This window comes from Helicobacter zhangjianzhongii (assembly GCF_030249855.1).
GTDB lineage: Bacteria > Campylobacterota > Campylobacteria > Campylobacterales > Helicobacteraceae > Helicobacter_B > Helicobacter_B zhangjianzhongii.
Map to the genome: position 1 here is coordinate 16685 of NZ_JANURN010000009.1, position 16343 is coordinate 33027.

Consider the following 16343-nt stretch of genomic DNA (forward strand, 5'->3'; position numbering starts at 1 on the left):
AAATGCTAGAATCCACTTTTGTAACGCACGCTAAAGGATTATAAATGGAACAATTCATCAAACTTCTTGCCCAAGAAGCGACACAAACCATAGAAGGGCTCACAGGCAGCACACCTACTATCGCAAATGTCAAGAGCGGGGCTGTGGCTGATTTGGTGAAGAATTTTCCTTGCGCGATAACAACCATCAGCTTCACAGGTGATACTATCGGCACCATAGCCATAATCAATCCAATCGATCTTACCACCGCCTTATCAGACCTTATGCTAGGGGGCGATGGACAAAGCCAGCCAGAAGCGACTAGTGATGATCTAGACGCGCTAAAAGAAATCAACTCTAACATTCTAGGCGCGGTATCTACGGCTATGGGATCGCAAAAAGATCTTCCTAAAATCAGCTTCGCCCCACAAAAAATAGAAATCATACAAAACGCTAACTCGCTTGGCGGTTTTACAGAAGCCTATGAGTTTTCTTTCTCGCTTAATTCTATCAACTCTAATACATTTTTCCTTGTGTCTCCGTCATTTTTGCAGCTCTTCAAGGCAGATGCGAGCGAGGGTCAAGCAGATACTATGGGTGATGGTCAATCACGCTCAATGCTCCACCCCGATGAAATCCGCAATATCGGTATGCTGCTTGATGTTAAACTAACCGTTAAAGTCCGCATAGGGCAAAAAAAGATGCTTTTAAAAGATGTCATCTCTATGGATATAGGCAGCGTTGTAGAGCTTAATCAGCTAGCAAATGATCCTTTAGAGGTGCTTATTGATGATAAAGTCATAGCCAAAGGTGAAGTGGTGATTGTCGATGGAAACTTCGGCATACAAATCACAGATATAGGCACAAAGCGCGAGCGATTAGAGCAGCTTAGAGGCTCTTAATCTTGCTATCCTAAACGCTACAAAGGAGGAGATATGAGCTATGCTAAAACCCTAGATAAGCAATCACTTGATAAAGAAATCCAATTTATCCGTGAAATTATGATAGAAATGCTAGAGCAAGTTGATAAAGAAGTGTGCGACTTTTTTCTATCATTACACTCCAAGCTCCAAGCTAGCACCAACACCACCAAAGATCAATCCAACTTCCAAGCTATCCGCGAAGAGCTGCACATCATCAATCGCGCTGGTAAAACACTAGAAATCATCAAAGCCCTATCGCTCTACAATATCCTAATCAACATTGTAGAAGAGCGATTTAATATCAATCGAGAAAAGCCTCTAGATCGTATGCAAGATGCCTATGATGATCTCTTGCACAAGGGATTTGATAGGCAAGATCTTGATACAATCCTAGAATCCATCTGCTTCTACCCCGTCTTTACCGCCCACCCCACAGAATCTAGGCGTAGGACATTTTTAGAAGCACATTCTGAGATCACGCAAGATTTACGCAAGATCTTTGAGCTAGGGGACACAAAGGCAAAAGACCATATCCTATACCGCCTCCACCTACTTTGGCAGACCAATCTCGTGCGCACGCAAAAAATCGAAGTGCTTTTTGAGCTAGATAATTTACTTTTCATCGTAGAGAACTCTATCTTACCTTCAAGCCAAAAAGTGCTTGAATACATCGAAACTATGCTAGATCACCCGCTCAAGCACTCCCCCATACGCCTAGGAAGCTGGATAGGCGGCGATAGAGATGGGAATCCATTTGTTACAAATGATTTGATGATTGAAGTGATGAAAATCCAGCATAAACTCATCATCAAATTCTATATCAAAAAGCTAGAGCGACTTGTGCGTGAGCTATCTATCCATAATGACTGCGTGCAGCTCTCCCCAAGACTTAGCAAATCCATTCAAAAAGATATTGCAATCCTTGATGAGAAAACCGCGCAAGGCTGCGCTAGCGAGCCGATCCGCGCCAAACTCTATATAATGATAAAAAAGCTCCAAAATCGCCTTGTCTATGTCAATGCTCCTAGCGCGATTATGCACACCTACTCCTGCCCACAAGAGCTGATCAATGATGCAGATATGCTCATAGAAAGCCTTGATACCATCTCTAGTAAATATTTGCGCCAATTTAGACATTTTGTGCTTTTGGGTGGATTTCACCTTATGCGCTTAGATTTTAGAGAGCATAAGGATATTTTCGCCCAAGCACTTAGTGAGATTCTGTGCTTGCTTGGGCTATGTGATAATGACTTTATGCGCTATAAAGAAGAGCGCAAGATAGAGGTGCTAAATGCCGCGCTAGCACGCCCTAAAATGGAGCTAGGCACGATTCAAGAGCAGCTAAGTGAAAGCACGCAAAATGTTATTGAAATTTTTATGCGCATAGCTTGGGGGAAAAAATACATTAACGAAAATATCCTAAAAACCTTTATCCTATCAATGACCACTGATGCGAGCGATTTGCTTTGTGTGCTGTGGTTTGCCAAGCAGACCGGACTTTGGAAGCCAAGCAAAAGAGCGGCGCAAGAGATGATAGGGGCAAAGGCGGATTCTACAAAAGTGGATTCTAGTATGGATAGCACACAAGAAGACAAGCTACGCGCACGCATTGCTATCACGCCGCTTTTTGAGACGATTGATGATCTAAACCGCGCGGGTGGGATTATGCGCACACTTGTGGCAAACCCACACTACTCGCACTATTTGCGCGATCTTGGTATGCAGCAAGAAATTATGGTGGGATATTCGGATTCTAGTAAAGATGGCGGGATCTTTGCGAGCAATTATAGTCTCTATGGCGCGATCCAAGAGCTAAAGGCACTAGAGAGCGAGCTTGGCGTAGGATTTGTGCTATTTCACGGCAGAGGCGGGAGTGTGAGCCGCGGCGGAGGCACACTAGAATCCGCCTTGCTAGCCTCTCCACCTAGAAGCGTGCAAGGGTTTTTAAAGACAACAGAGCAAGGCGAGGTCATTAGCTCTAAATACCTAAATAGCTCTTCAGCGCAGTTTTTTCTCTCTACCACAATGGCAGCCCTGCTTAAAAAGACAAGCTATGATGTGTTTTGCGCACAGGAAAATCTCGCTACAACGCCCACAATCGCTGCAAAATGCTCTATCAACGCCCAGCACAAGCAGCTTATGGAGCAGCTCTCACATATTTCCTACAAAACCTATCGCAAGCTCGTGTATGAGACACAAGGCTTTATCGACTATTTCAAAGCCGCCACGCCGCTAGCTTTTATCCAGCAGCTAAACCTAGGCTCTCGCCCCAGCAAGCGCAAAGACACCACAAGAGTGGAGGATTTACGCGCGATCCCGTGGGTGTTTGCTTGGACGCAAAATCGCTCCATAATCCCCGCGTGGTATGGGCTAGGCAGTGCGCTTAGTGCCGTGGATCTAGTAGCCCTACAAGAATGCTACGCAGAATCCGAATTTTTCGCCGCGACTATTAGCAATATCTCGCAAGCCTTTTTGAAAGTGGATCTATGTATCGCCAAGCAGTATAATGACTTCGTGCAAGACCCTGCCATAGCCCAAGCGATTTGGAGTCAAATCACACAAGAATACGACAAAACCGCCCAAATGCTCCTTGCTATCCGCCAAGAGAGCAATTTGCTTGATAATGAGCCTACTTTGCAAAAGTCCATTTTCTTGCGCAATGATTCTGTGATGACGCTAAATCTCTTGCAAATTGAGCTTATCAAGCAATATCTAAGCACCCCCTATGAAGCCAAGCGCGCACGCCTAATGGAGCAAATCCACTCCACAATCATCGGCATCGCACAGGGCTTGCGCAACACAGGCTAAAGCTGAAAAAGGATTCTAGTGGGAAAGAAGTTTATTTTAGGTATTAGTGGGGCGAGTGGCGTGCAGCTAGCCCAAGGCTTTTTGGCGCATTTGCCAAAGGATTTTAGCGTGCATATCATCATCTCAAGGGGCGTGATAGAATGCGCCAAATACGAGCTAGGGCTTAATGCCAAGCAGCTAGAATCCACTTTGCAAGCTGTGCGCGAAGATGTGCGGATTTGGAGTGATGATGACATCGGCGCGCCGGTGGCTTCTGGGAGCTTTGGCGCAGAGATTATGGCGATTATCCCTACAAGTATGGACGCACTTGCTAAAATTGCTTGTGGCATTAGCGATACGCTGCTTACACGCACAGCAAGCGTGATGATAAAAGAGCGCAAAACTCTCTTGCTAGCCCCTAGGGAAATGCCTCTAAATGCCATTGCCTGTGAGCATCTCCACAAGCTAGCAATGCTACAAGTAATCATCGCCCCGCCCATCATCGCCTACTACTCTTATCCTAAAAACCTCCAAGAAATGGAGTGTTTTCTCTATGGCAAATGGCTAGATATTTTGCATATCCCAAATACTCTCTACACGCGCTGGGGCGAGCAAGGAGATAAGCACCCTGTCAAACAATCCGCCCCCCAAAAAAGCAGCACAAAAAGCTCCAAAAAAGACAAGAGATGAAGCACCCAATTGGCATATATCCGGGCACTTTTGATCCCCTTACAAATGGACACCTAGACATCATCAAGCGCAGTAGCGAGCTTTTTGACTCTGTGCTTGTTGCTATCGCACACTCCGCGTCAAAAAATCCGCGATTTAGCGTCCAAGAGCGGCTAGAAATGGCACAGCTTGCTACAAAAGATTTTAGCAATGTTGCTTGCATTTCCTTTGGTGGGCTGCTTGCTGATCTTGCCAAAGCGCACAATGCTAGATTCCTAATCCGTGGCTTGCGTGTGGTGAGTGATTTTGAATACGAATTGCAAATGGGCTATACCAACACCTCGCTAAACCCACAGCTTGATACTATCTATCTTATGCCGACCTTGCAGCACGCTTTCATTAGCTCCTCTATCGTGCGCAATATCCTAGAGCATAATGGCAAAATCTCCCACCTAATCCCAGAATCCGTATTTCACTACATTTTGGAGCGCACACAATGTATGTAACACTAGAAGGCATAGACACTTGCGGCAAAAGCACGCAAATAGCAGCCTTGCGCGAGCATTTCCCGCAAGCGATTTTCACCAAAGAGCCCGGTGGCAGCGCACTTGGTGCGACACTTAGGGACATCATTTTACACGCACATCATACAGGCGGTGATTTCATTAGCCACAGCCCCATTAGCAAAGAAGCGGAATTTTTCTTATTCCTAGCGGATCGCGCCGAGCATATCGCCAAAGTCATTAAGCCAAATCTTGATCGCTTAATCATCGCCGATCGCTCACTCATATCTGGGATCGCCTATGCCAAAGACCTGCCAGAATCTAGCAGCATAAACCTCCTTAGCACACAAGGGATCGTGCCGGATCTGTGCTTTGTGTTTGTGATTGATAAAGCTACTTTGCAAGATCGCCTAAGCACAAAGACTAAAGATACCATAGAAACACGCGGTATAGAGTATCTCCTAGATATTCAAGATCGCATTATCCGCGCTGCTTGCAACACTGCTAAGCACACCATACACATCAATGCTGCAAACGACATAGCCACAATCACGCAAGAGCTTTGTGCGCATATCACGCACGCTATGAGATCGCGCTAGAATCCACTTTTGATGAAATGCCTAACTTGCGGGAGATTTTGCCTAAGCGTGCTATGCCAAGCCTGCCTAGATTCTATCCCTTTGCGCCCTAGCGTGCGAGAGGTGATGGGCGTTAAGGTCTATTGCTTTTATGGCTATGATGATGTGAGCTACTTGCTTAATGCCAAATACTACACCATAGGCTCTAGAATCCTAGCGTGCCTAAGCGACAAAGCCGCGCACTATTTCGCGCACACTTTCAGCGATACACAAGCCCTACACTCGCTCACACTTGTAGGGATCGATGATTTTGTAAGGAGCTATTACTCTCACACGGGCGTGATTATGCGCTCCTTTGCCAAGCGCACTGCAATGAAAGCTCTCTATGGGCAGCTTAAAGCAGGTAATCAAGTCTCTTATGCCGGCAAATCTCTTGCCTACCGCCAAGCAAACAAACGCGATCTCTCCTACACCGCTAAGGCAAAAGAATTAGTCATAGTTGATGACATCATCACCACAGGCACAAGCTTTAGCGAAGCCGTATCTGTGTGCGTGGATTCTGGCGCGAGGGTGCATTTCTGCTTGTGCTTGTGCAATGCGCGAGAATAGGGCTTATGCCTTTAAGCTAAGTTTTGTTACAATGCGCGGCTAAATTCCCACACTAAACACATCAAAGGACATAGGGTATGGATTATAAAGACACATTATTGCTCCCAAGCACCACTTTCCCAATGCGCGGTAATCTCCCACAAAACGAGCCACAAACCTACCAAACTTGGAACGCCAATCAATATGCCTACAACACAATGTGTGCTAATCGCCAAAATAGCAAAGACTCTTTCACCCTGCACGATGGTCCGCCCTATGCCAATGGGCATTTACACATAGGACACGCACTCAATAAGATCCTAAAAGACATCATCATAAAGTTACATTACTTCAAGGGACAAAGCGTGCGATACACGCCGGGCTGGGACTGCCACGGACTGCCCATAGAGCAGCAAGTAGAAAAAGAGCAGAGCAAATCTTCTCTCTCTACAAGTGCATTCCGCGCACTATGCAGGAAGCACGCGCAAAAGTTTCTCTCAATCCAAATGCAAGAGTTTAAAGACTTAGGCGTGCTTGGGGACTTTGCCAATCCATATAAAACAATGGATTTTGGCTTTGAAGCTAGTATTTATCAAGTGCTAGCACAAGTCGCGCAAAAAGGCTTGCTAGCTGAGCGATCAAAGCCAATTTTTTGGAGCTGGGCGGCTAGATCTGCTCTCGCAGAAGCAGAGGTAGAGTATAAAGACAAAGAAGATCATTCAATCTTTGTGGGATTCCCACTCACCAAAGAGAGCCTACAAGCCCTAAAGCTTGATAGCCTAGACACGCACAGCCCTATCCAAGCAGTGATTTGGACAACTACGCCTTGGACACTTCCGGCAAATCAAGCCATCTGCTTGCACCCAAATGAGAGCTATATCATCACGCAAGAAGGCTATATCATCGCCAAAGCCTTGCTAGAATCCATTATGCAAGAAGGCATAAGCAAGGGCAAGATTCTAGCGGAGCTGCAAGGCAGCAGCTTTGAAAACTATCGCGCCATAAATCCGCTAAATGGCAGAGAGTCGCTACTCATTGTAGGTGAGCATGTGCTAATGAGCGGTGGAAGTGGGCTTGTGCATAGTGCGCCCGGACACGGGGAGGAAGACTACTTTGCTTGCTTGAAATATGAGCTAGAAGTGCTTATGCCTGTTGATGATAGGGGCTGCTATGATGAGAGCTTGCGCGAAAAGGGGCTCTTTAGGGCAGAAGATGTGGGGCAGTTCATCGGTATGCGTGTATTTGATGCTAATGAAAAAATCCTGCCATTGCTTGGGGAGCATTTGCTAAAAAGCGCGAAGTTTATCCACTCCTACCCACACTGCTGGCGCACACACGAGCCTGTGATCTACCGCGCGACAAAGCAGTGGTTTATCCTTATGGACAAGCCCTATCATAATGGCAAAACCCTGCGACAAGTCGCCCTAGAAGCCATTGAAAAAACGAAATTCTACCCAGAATCCGGACGCAACAGAATCCGCACAATGATAGAAAACCGCCCTGATTGGTGTATCTCTAGGCAGCGGGCGTGGGGCGTGCCTATTGCATTTTTTGTCGAAAAATCTAGCGGCAAAGCGATATTGGATTCTAGTGTGCTAGCGCATATTGGTGAGATATTTAGCAAAAAGGGCTGTGATGTATGGTGGGAGCTAGATAATGCCGAGCTACTCCCAGAATCCCACAAGCACAGAGCAAGTGAGCTAGAAAAATGCCAGCATATCCTTGATGTGTGGTTTGATAGCGGCAGCACTTGGTTTGGCGTGCTAAAAAGTGGATTCTACGATGCAGGTAATTTCCCAGCAGATATGTATTTAGAAGGTAGCGATCAGCATAGAGGGTGGTTTCAAAGCTCCTTGCTGTTAAGCTGCGCACTTCAAGGCATAGCACCATATAAATCCGTGCTGACACACGGCTTTACAATGGATGAGCGCGGTGAAAAAATGAGTAAATCTAAAGGCAATGTAATCCTCCCACAAGAGGTGCTAAAAAGCTCTGGTAGCGAGATCTTGCGCCTGTGGGTCGCACTAAGCGACTACCAAAACGATCAAAAAATCTCTAAAAACATCTTGCAACAAGTAGGCGAGCAGTATAAAAAGCTCCGCAATACGCTGCGATTCTTACTAGCAAACTGCAATGACCTACAAACCCTAAGCGACCCTAAGGACCTAAGCCAAATTGATCGCTTTATCATAAAGCTTGCTAGAATCCACTTTTTGCGCGTGCAAGAGGAGTTTGCTAGCTATAACTTTGCAAGCGGCTTGCAAACACTTATGCACTTTATCACCAATGATCTAAGCGGGATCTACCTTGATTTGTGTAAGGACAGCCTATACTGCGATAGTGCCGATGACAAGGGGCGCAGGGCGAAGCAAAGCGTAATGGCAGCAATCGCTAGCAATCTATGTGCCTTGCTTGCGCCAATCCTTACCTACACGATCAATGAAGTCTTGCAGCACGCCCCAGAGATTGTGCGACAAGGATCGCGCGATGTGTTTGATTTGCGCATAATCGCACTCTATGATGTGGAGCCAGAAGCTGACTTTGACTTTGCTATCCAGCTACGCGATAAATGCAGCGAGCTACTTGATACGCTAAAAAAGGATAAGCGCATTAAATCCGGGCTTGAGCTATGTATAGAAGGGGATTTTGGGGACTTTACAGAAGTGGCACAATGGCTTATCCTAAGTGAATATACCCCAAAAGAGCAGATAAGCAGCTTTACGCTAAATGGCAAGACTTTTAGGCTTTCTACAAGCGCGGGCTATCGCTGCGAGCGTTGCTGGCGATATATGGCAGCACGCGAAGGGGGATTGTGCGCGCGATGTCAGGAAGTTTTAGCGCGATGAAGCTTGGGATCATCGACTATGGTGCGGGGAATCTAGGCAGCTTGCGCAATGCCTTTGCAAGCTTGCATCAAGAAGCTATATGTGTCAAAAATCCCGATGAGCTACACCTATATGACAAGCTGATTTTGCCCGGAGTCGGGGCATTTGGCGATGTGTGTGCGGTCATCAGGCAAAAAGGCTTTGATGAAGCAATCACACAATATGCAAAACGCGGTCGCTATATCCTAGGTGTATGCTTGGGTATGCAGCTACTTTTTGATACAAGCTATGAGTTTGGAGAGCATCAGGGGCTTGGGCTTATAGCAGGTGAGATTGTGCGCTTTGCCAATGCGCCTAGGCTTCCGCACATCGGCTGGAATCAGTGCTTTTTCACACAAGGTGGCACTGCACATACACTTTTGCGCGGTATTGATGATGGGGCATTTTTATACTTCGTGCATTCTTACCACGCGTGCTTGCGCGATGAGAGTGTCGCGCTTGGCGTGTGTGATTATGGCGATAGATTCCCCGCCATAATCGCAAAAGACAATATCCTAGGTATCCAGCCCCACCCAGAAAAAAGCCATAATACAGGCTTGCAAATCTTGCAAAATTTCCTAGAGCTATAATTGCAAGAAAATATCCACCCCTCTATAAAAAAGCGAGCAAGCAAAGATAATAAACAGCACCGCACTTATGCGATCAATCCACAAAAACACGCGAGCATTAAGCCATTTGCGCACATATAGCCCGACTAAAATCACCCCCACAAACCCACACACAAGCGAACAAAACAGCACAAAAAGCCCTAGCTCAAACCCACTCCCTGCAAAGGGAGCCACCACCACGACAAAAAACAAAATCGCCTTGGGATTAGAGAGATTGACCCCTAGAGCCTGAAAAAACCCCGCTGGCTTTACCTGTGTATTTGCTCCTAAAATCTGTGCGAACTCGCTATTAGACATAGCCGGAGCGCGCAAAATCTTATAGCTAATATAGCCTAGATAGAGCGCACCAAACACACTAAGCAAGCCCTGTGCTATGGGAGTGCTCATTATATGCGCAAATCCAAAATACACGCACCCAAGATACACCAACCACCCGCAAATAATCCCACCAAGAGCGATAAAGGCGGGTTTAGCTCCAAAGCTAATGGTATTACGCAAGATGAGTAAAATATCTGGTCCGGGCGTGATCGCCCCTATAAATCCAACGATAAATACCGCTACATAGAGATTCCCAAATACCAAGGACACATCAGTAATTGTCATTGATCCACTTCCGTAGCACAAGTATCGCACACACCAATACAAACAGCTGATACATCAAAAAGCCTATACCCGCTCTTATCCATACACTTATCTAGCAAATCTTTTGCATCGACATACACATCTTGTAGCTTGCCACACTTCTCACAGCTCACATGAATATGCTTATCGCTTGCTAGCTCGTATTTTTGCTTTTGATTTGGGGGCTTAATCTCTCGCAAAATATCCGCTTCACTAAGCGTGGCGATATTTTCATACACAGTCGCTAGAGAAATACTTGGGTGCAACTTCCTAATATGCGCATAAATCTCTTTTACACCTATATGCCCATTTTTTTGGATTAGCCGCAAAATCGCTAGTCTTTGCGGCGTAGATTTTAGGCTATGCTTATGCAAAAGCTCTCTAAAATCTCTATCCGTATGCACGATCGTTTGCATTGCCATATTAGCCCCTTATTTCTCACGCTCTTTGTGAGACCCCTGCGCTACACTAGAATCCACATCAAGCCCCAAAGAACGCTCTATGGTATGTAGCTTGCGACTTAGCTGCGCACTTGCAGTGATTTGTGTCATCATCACATAAATATTGATCATAAGCAACACCACAGCAAACATTCCTATGAAAATCACTATTTTCATCGACTTTTTTGCCACGCTTAATGCCAGATCCTTATTTGTCTCTTCGCTCATATAGCTCCTTTGTTTTGATATATACCCATTATATAGCGCAGACCAAGCGCACAGACAAACACTCCCACTGATACAAGCACTATACACGCCCCAAGTGCCACATCATACACAAATGAAAACCAAATCCCCCCACACATACACAGCAGACACACACCAAGAGATAAACAAAACTGCATAGCAAGATTTCTAGCAAACATCATAGCTATATATGCTGGGATAGAGAGCATAGAAATCACCAAGATAAGCCCCCCTGCACGCATACCAAGCACCACGCCAAATGCCGTTAGCACAAAAATCACGCTAACAAAAAGCTTAGTAGGCACTCGCTTTAATCGGCTAAACTCCATATCATACAAAACTGCTAGAATCTCCCTATAAAACACAACCACAAATGCGATAAGCACCACATCAAATCCAAAGAGCATATATATATCTTCTTTGGTGCTAAATGCAAGCGAGCCAAACAAATAGCTCTCCATATTGATCTTATAGCCCGGAGCTAGTTCTATAAGCACCACACCAAGAGCCATACCAAATGCCCACGCAATAGCGATAAAAGTATCAAGCCTACCCTTGTGCCACAAAGTCGCATAGAGCAAAATCAAAGCCATAATCAATGCCGCACCTAGCGCGCCTAGTAGCACACTGCAGCCCAAAAACACCGCCACACCTACCCCACCAAATGCCGCGTGTGCCACCCCTCCGGCAAGAAACACACTTTTATTTGCCACAATAAGCGAGCCAATCAGCCCAGCACATATACTTAGCAACACAGATGTGATAATAATATTTTGAAAAAATCCGCCACTACTTAGAATCTCAAGCACACCCACGCCCTAAATACTACCTAGAATCTATGAGTCTAGCTCTTCTGGAGATAAATCGCGCAAAAAGCGTTCTTTATCAAAATTTGCCTGCAAGTAACTGACGATTTCTTGTGTATCGACAAAGGCATTTTGCAAGCAGCTTGTCGCACCGGGCGATGGTGTCATATTAAATGTGATGCCTTTATTGGTGATGATCTTTTTCTCTCCAAGCTCTAGCTGTTTTTGTGTCCTATCCACCACTTGAGGACGCACCTCACCATAACCTTCAGCATATTCTATATCATCAAGCTTTAGTGATGGGATCAGCTTCTGCGCATCTTTTAGGAACAATCTCTTGCCAAAATACGGCAACTCAAACACGATATTCTTAAACACATAAGAGCGGATCTCCGCATCTTTGAGTAGATTAAACAACACCCCAAATACTTCTCTATGAAAATCAACTTTCCCTAGCTCAAAGCTAATACCACTATACCAATGCTTTGATCGCTCAAGCTTAGGCATAGCAATAGCCGTTGGTCCAATCCTTGTCTTGCCCGATATGCTAATATCAGGGTCCCCATGCACTGCAGCAAATGGTAGCTTTGGATTTTGCACCATATAGACTTTGCCCTTTAGCAAATCAGGCACAAAGTAAAAGCTCCCAGCAATAGGTAAGCACCCAAGATCAGTGCCATAGCCCATAGACTGCGCTAAAACAAGTGAGTATGACCCAGCATTGACAAGCACAAACTTCGCAGTGATCACCTCGCCGCTTTTGGAGATAAGATAATACCCTTCATCATTGCGCTTAATATCTTTAACCCAAAAATTCAAAAACACCTTATTGTTTGGATTCTTCTCTTGTGCGCGTGTGGCGAAATCTTTACTTAGTCCTTCAAAGTCCATAGCACACCACGCTTCTCTATATCCAGATCCTACGACATTTTCAGGGCGATCACTCTTGCCATCACTTCCTAGGATAACGCTTGGCTCGATCTCTTTAATCATCTGCTTATCAAACCACTCTAAATCAGGAAACACAGACAAAAACTCTTGATGTCGTTTGTGCATAAACTCACATTCTGCATCGCCTACACCTATTGCCATTTTTTGTGTTTTAAAGATGACTTTATTTTGTAAATTGTGCTTTAGCGCGTAGTTGGTAACCTTTTGTGCAGCAAGCTTGACTTTCTTTGCCTTTTGGGCGGTGTAGTTTGTCTCAATTGAGCCATCGTGGATCGTTTGGGAATTGGCACGCACATTAGAACTCACCATAGCAATATCTGGGCATTTATCCACCACAGCGACACTCTTTATATCTGTGTATTCACTTAGCGTCCAAAACAACGCACACCCAGACACACCAGCTCCAATAATCACAACATCAAAATTATTTTCCATTCTCACTTCTCCTTAGACTTGGCACAAAGTTTGTCAAATAAATCGACTTCGCAAATATGCCCCCAAATATCACCTTGTGTATCTAGGGCACTTTGCATTCTAGGAATCGTGTGTTCAATGACCTTTTTATCCACAAATAGCGCACGATTGGCGTAACCTAACAAGACCGATATGTGATGACTGATAAGGATTATAGTATGAAAATTGTTAATTTTTTTTAAACTTTTGTAAATTTGTATTTGCATTTTTGTATCGATACTTGAAGTAGGCTCATCTAAGACAAGTAGCCTTGGCTCTCCGCATAATGCCCTAGCGATCAGCACTCTCTGCCTTTGCCCTCCGCTTAGCTCTGCGATAGCATTATGCGCTAAATGCGCTATCTCTAGCTTCTCTAGTGCTTCTAGGGCTTTGTGCTTTTGCGCCTTTGTCGCACGGAAGCCAAAGATTCTAGGCTCCATAAAGCCCATTAGCACCACATCAAGCACGCTAATGGGAAAATCTACATTGATACTTGTGTCTTGTGGCACATAGCCGATAAGACTTTTTGCGTGGTATATGCTTGGATTTGGGTAGATAATCTCCCCAGAGCAGGGCATAAGCAGCCCGATAAGCAGCTTGACAAGCGTGCTTTTGCCCCCTCCATTTGGACCAATCACTGCTAAAAAATCATTTTCATACACGCTAAAGCTCACATTTTCTAAAGCATTGTGCTGCATACCATCATAGGCAAAATGCAGATTCTCACAGCGCAGAATCTCGCGCATTACTGCTCCTTAATCTTGTGCGCAAAGGCATAGAGGCTCTCTTCCCAATTCTCATTTAGGGAGTCTAGAATCTCCACATTTAAGCCAAGTGTTTTAGCGATGGATTCTGCGCGCTCTTTGTCAAACTGCGGCTGGATAAAGAGTGTGCGGATACGCTTTTGCTCTACAATTTTTGGCAAGCGGTTTAATGCCTTTAGCTTAATTTCCTTGCCATCTTCTTCTAGGGCAATTTCTTCAAGCCCAAATTCTTGCGCCAAATACCCAAATGCCGGATGTATCACCAAAAATGCCCTGCCCTTTTGCTCTTTTAAAATTGCCCCTAGATCACGCTGGATTCTATCGATTCTAGCGAATAACGCGGCGAGATTCTTTGCATAGCTATCTTTATAAGCAGGGTTAATGGCACAAAGACGCTCATACATAGCTTGTGCCTTAGGCTTGGCGAGCTTTAGTGAAAGCCAAATATGCGGATCGTGGGCGTGAGTGCTAGAATCCACTTTTGTATGTGTGTGCTCATCGTGCCTATCGTGATCTAAAACTCTATGCGCAAGATCGACATAAAGCAAGGCGCGATTGGTGCTTGCTAGACGCGCTTGCAAACTAGCCTCATAGCTCATACCCACGCCAAAAAATACTGCTGCTTGCATAAATGCTCGCGCTTGGCTGGGCTTAGGCTCATAAGTCTCAGGCGACACATCAGCTGGCACCACACTTCTTACCTCCACGCTATCACCTGCAATCGCACGCACAAAATACGCTTGCGGCGGCACACTCACTAGCACAAGCGGCTTTTGCTTTGTGCTAGATTCTGCTCCAATGCCACTAAGCCCCATAAACAGCGCAAACACGCAATATCTAATAATCATCATTGTGGATTCTCCAATAAGTCATAAAAATTAGTAATACCTGTAACCCTATCAATCAAAAGTTTTTTAGAAAATGCACCATTATGCTCCTTGCCAGCATAAAGACTTGTGATCACCACGCCTCCTAGCATATTTTTATACCCCCTAAAGAGTGTAGAGGTCTTCACACTCCACGCGCTGTGTGCTACCATAGCCCGCCCTTCATACTCGCCAATATAGAGCATAATATGTCCCTTTAGATAAAGCACACTGCCAAAAGGCACGCCGTGCTCTATGATGTAACGCTCCTTTTGCTTGCGAGATAAATGTGAGAGATCTTGCATACTCTTTTTTACCTGCGCTTGGGCAAGAGAATTTCTAGGAAGATATAGCCCATAATTAGCAAAAATATCGCGGATAAACGCCGAGCAATCTCTGCTTGCTAGGTAGCCGCCCCAGCCATATTTATCCCCTAGCATTGTGTTGATAATCTCTGCGCTACGCCCTTGGCTAAAGCCCTTAGGGAAGCTTGCAATATCTCTTGCGGCGATAGTGGATTCTACTAATTGCGCCTTGCCCTGCATATCGCGCATTGGCACTAGCACTATATCGCGCTCTTTTAGGCTTTTTACCACGGGGAGGATCTGCCCTACTCGCGCATTGGCAAGAAACTTGCCCTTATGATAGAGGGGGATATTATCGCGCTCTGGCAGGATATAAGAAGCCTTTTTTAGCCGCGCGATTTGCTTCTCATCAACTAGCCCCACACTATTTACTAGAATCCACCCAGCCACAAAGCCGCTCTCTATATGCGCCCAACGCTTGGTCGTATCATAGTGTGTAATCAGCACAGGCGTGCCAGCAAAAATCCACGAATTCTGCCATTGATCAAAGGGGAAGTCATCTTCTGTATCAAAGCGCATTTTTTCACTAGGCACGACACGGACATTGGTAGCTTGCGTGATAATCGCCTTTTGCGCGACACTAGGATAATGCGCAATATCCATAGAGTCCAAAATCCCTTGTGTAAATTCTTTAGAATTAGGCAGGCGATTCTCGCCAAATCCAGGCTTACTGCGTAAAGAGCCCTGCACCCAAAACACGCTTTTGACATCGGGGTTTGGCTTGGCAGACCAGGGGGAGAAATGCGCTTGTAGATAAGCTTCTTTTATCGCTTTTGCATTGCTAGGGTGCTTTGATGCGCTATCATTGCTAGGCAAAACATAAAATCGTGCATCTTGCGGATATGCACTCACATCTTTTGCTATGGTGGTTACCTGCTTTTTGGCACAGCCTAGCATAAGGCTAGCAAGCGCACATAGGATCAAAAAGTGGATTCTAGCCATTAGCCAAATACCTCTGCCAAGCGACTTTCATCAAAGCCCACAAGCACTTGCTTCTTGCCTGAATGTGTATAGACAATCACAGGGCGTTTGATAAGCAGCGGATACTCTAGCATTGCGTGGAGCTTTTGCTCTTGCGATAAATCCTGCGCCTTTAGCCCAAGCTTTTTATAAGTCGTGCCTTTGGTGTTTAGCAGCACTTCTGTCCCTACTTGCTCCGCAAGCCACGCTAAAAAAGTGGATTCTAGCGGCGTGGTCTTTACATCAATAAACTCATACGCAATCCCCCTAGAATCCAAATATTTGCGTGCCTTTTGCACACTGCCACAAGCCTTGATCCCATACACTACAATCTCTTCCATACACCACTCC

General features: G+C 45.4%; 17 protein-coding genes. 8 read left to right on the top strand and 9 right to left on the bottom strand.

Features of this window, described 5'->3' with window-relative positions:
• Positions 1–44: 44 nt before the first annotated feature.
• The 8 genes from fliY to hisH all read left to right on the top strand — a co-directional run bounded on the left by fliY (position 45) and on the right by hisH (position 9481).
• Positions 45–881: a flagellar motor switch protein FliY gene (gene fliY, locus NYG90_RS08845; RefSeq protein WP_285264951.1), complete on the top strand. Its 837-nt coding sequence runs from the start codon at positions 45–47 to the stop codon at positions 879–881.
• Between the two features lie 33 nt (positions 882–914).
• Positions 915–3710 (top strand): phosphoenolpyruvate carboxylase, encoded by a 2796-nt coding sequence (locus tag NYG90_RS08850; protein ID WP_285257434.1) that lies wholly within the window; start codon positions 915–917, stop codon positions 3708–3710.
• An 18-nt stretch (positions 3711–3728) separates the two neighbouring features.
• A complete protein-coding gene (locus NYG90_RS08855) occupies positions 3729–4379 on the top strand; it encodes a UbiX family flavin prenyltransferase (RefSeq protein WP_285257433.1) in 651 nt (216 codons plus the stop codon).
• Positions 4376–4864 (top strand): pantetheine-phosphate adenylyltransferase, encoded by a 489-nt coding sequence (gene coaD, locus NYG90_RS08860; protein WP_115012396.1) that lies wholly within the window; start codon positions 4376–4378, stop codon positions 4862–4864. The genes NYG90_RS08855 and coaD overlap by 4 nt, the downstream gene beginning before the upstream one ends.
• Positions 4855–5460: a dTMP kinase gene (gene tmk, locus NYG90_RS08865; protein ID WP_285264952.1), complete on the top strand. Its 606-nt coding sequence runs from the start codon at positions 4855–4857 to the stop codon at positions 5458–5460. The genes coaD and tmk overlap by 10 nt, the downstream gene beginning before the upstream one ends.
• Before the next feature lie 12 nt (positions 5461–5472).
• The gene (locus NYG90_RS08870) at positions 5473–6048 is read left to right on the top strand and encodes a ComF family protein (protein ID WP_285257431.1); all 576 of its coding nucleotides are present in this window, start codon (positions 5473–5475) and stop codon (positions 6046–6048) included.
• Between the two features lie 77 nt (positions 6049–6125).
• Complete coding sequence (ileS, locus tag NYG90_RS08875) at positions 6126–8873, top strand: isoleucine--tRNA ligase (RefSeq protein WP_285264954.1); 2748 nt, start codon at positions 6126–6128, stop codon at positions 8871–8873.
• Entirely contained in the window at positions 8849–9481 is a 633-nt protein-coding gene (hisH, locus tag NYG90_RS08880) for an imidazole glycerol phosphate synthase subunit HisH (RefSeq protein WP_285257453.1), read from the top strand. Before ileS ends, hisH begins: the two co-directional genes overlap by 25 nt.
• On the opposite strand, the gene NYG90_RS08885 is transcribed toward hisH, so the two are convergent.
• The 9 genes from NYG90_RS08885 to NYG90_RS08925 are packed head-to-tail and all read right to left on the bottom strand — an operon-like array spanning position 9476 to position 16333.
• Positions 9476–10123, bottom strand: a complete 648-nt coding sequence (locus NYG90_RS08885) for a LysE family translocator (protein ID WP_285257429.1) — start codon at positions 10121–10123, stop codon at positions 9476–9478. The genes hisH and NYG90_RS08885 overlap by 6 nt on opposite strands.
• Positions 10120–10563, bottom strand: a complete 444-nt coding sequence (locus NYG90_RS08890) for a Fur family transcriptional regulator (RefSeq protein ID WP_285257428.1) — start codon at positions 10561–10563, stop codon at positions 10120–10122. Before NYG90_RS08890 ends, NYG90_RS08885 begins: the two co-directional genes overlap by 4 nt.
• A gap of 9 nt (positions 10564–10572) precedes the next feature.
• Entirely contained in the window at positions 10573–10809 is a 237-nt protein-coding gene (locus NYG90_RS08895; RefSeq protein ID WP_115012402.1) for a DUF5408 family protein, read from the bottom strand.
• Positions 10806–11636: a metal ABC transporter permease gene (locus tag NYG90_RS08900; RefSeq protein WP_285257427.1), complete on the bottom strand. Its 831-nt coding sequence runs from the start codon at positions 11634–11636 to the stop codon at positions 10806–10808. Before NYG90_RS08900 ends, NYG90_RS08895 begins: the two co-directional genes overlap by 4 nt.
• Positions 11637–11663: 27 nt before the next feature.
• The gene (locus NYG90_RS08905) at positions 11664–13019 is read right to left on the bottom strand and encodes an FAD-dependent oxidoreductase (protein ID WP_285257426.1); all 1356 of its coding nucleotides are present in this window, start codon (positions 13017–13019) and stop codon (positions 11664–11666) included.
• A gap of 2 nt (positions 13020–13021) precedes the next feature.
• Complete coding sequence (locus tag NYG90_RS08910; protein WP_285257425.1) at positions 13022–13783, bottom strand: metal ABC transporter ATP-binding protein; 762 nt, start codon at positions 13781–13783, stop codon at positions 13022–13024.
• Complete coding sequence (locus NYG90_RS08915; protein ID WP_285257424.1) at positions 13783–14652, bottom strand: metal ABC transporter solute-binding protein, Zn/Mn family; 870 nt, start codon at positions 14650–14652, stop codon at positions 13783–13785. The genes NYG90_RS08910 and NYG90_RS08915 overlap by 1 nt, the downstream gene beginning before the upstream one ends.
• The gene (locus NYG90_RS08920) at positions 14649–15974 is read right to left on the bottom strand and encodes an SH3 domain-containing C40 family peptidase (RefSeq protein ID WP_285257423.1); all 1326 of its coding nucleotides are present in this window, start codon (positions 15972–15974) and stop codon (positions 14649–14651) included. The genes NYG90_RS08915 and NYG90_RS08920 overlap by 4 nt, the downstream gene beginning before the upstream one ends.
• Positions 15974–16333 (bottom strand): arsenate reductase family protein, encoded by a 360-nt coding sequence (locus NYG90_RS08925; RefSeq protein WP_115012408.1) that lies wholly within the window; start codon positions 16331–16333, stop codon positions 15974–15976. Before NYG90_RS08925 ends, NYG90_RS08920 begins: the two co-directional genes overlap by 1 nt.
• Positions 16334–16343: the final 10 nt, after the last annotated feature.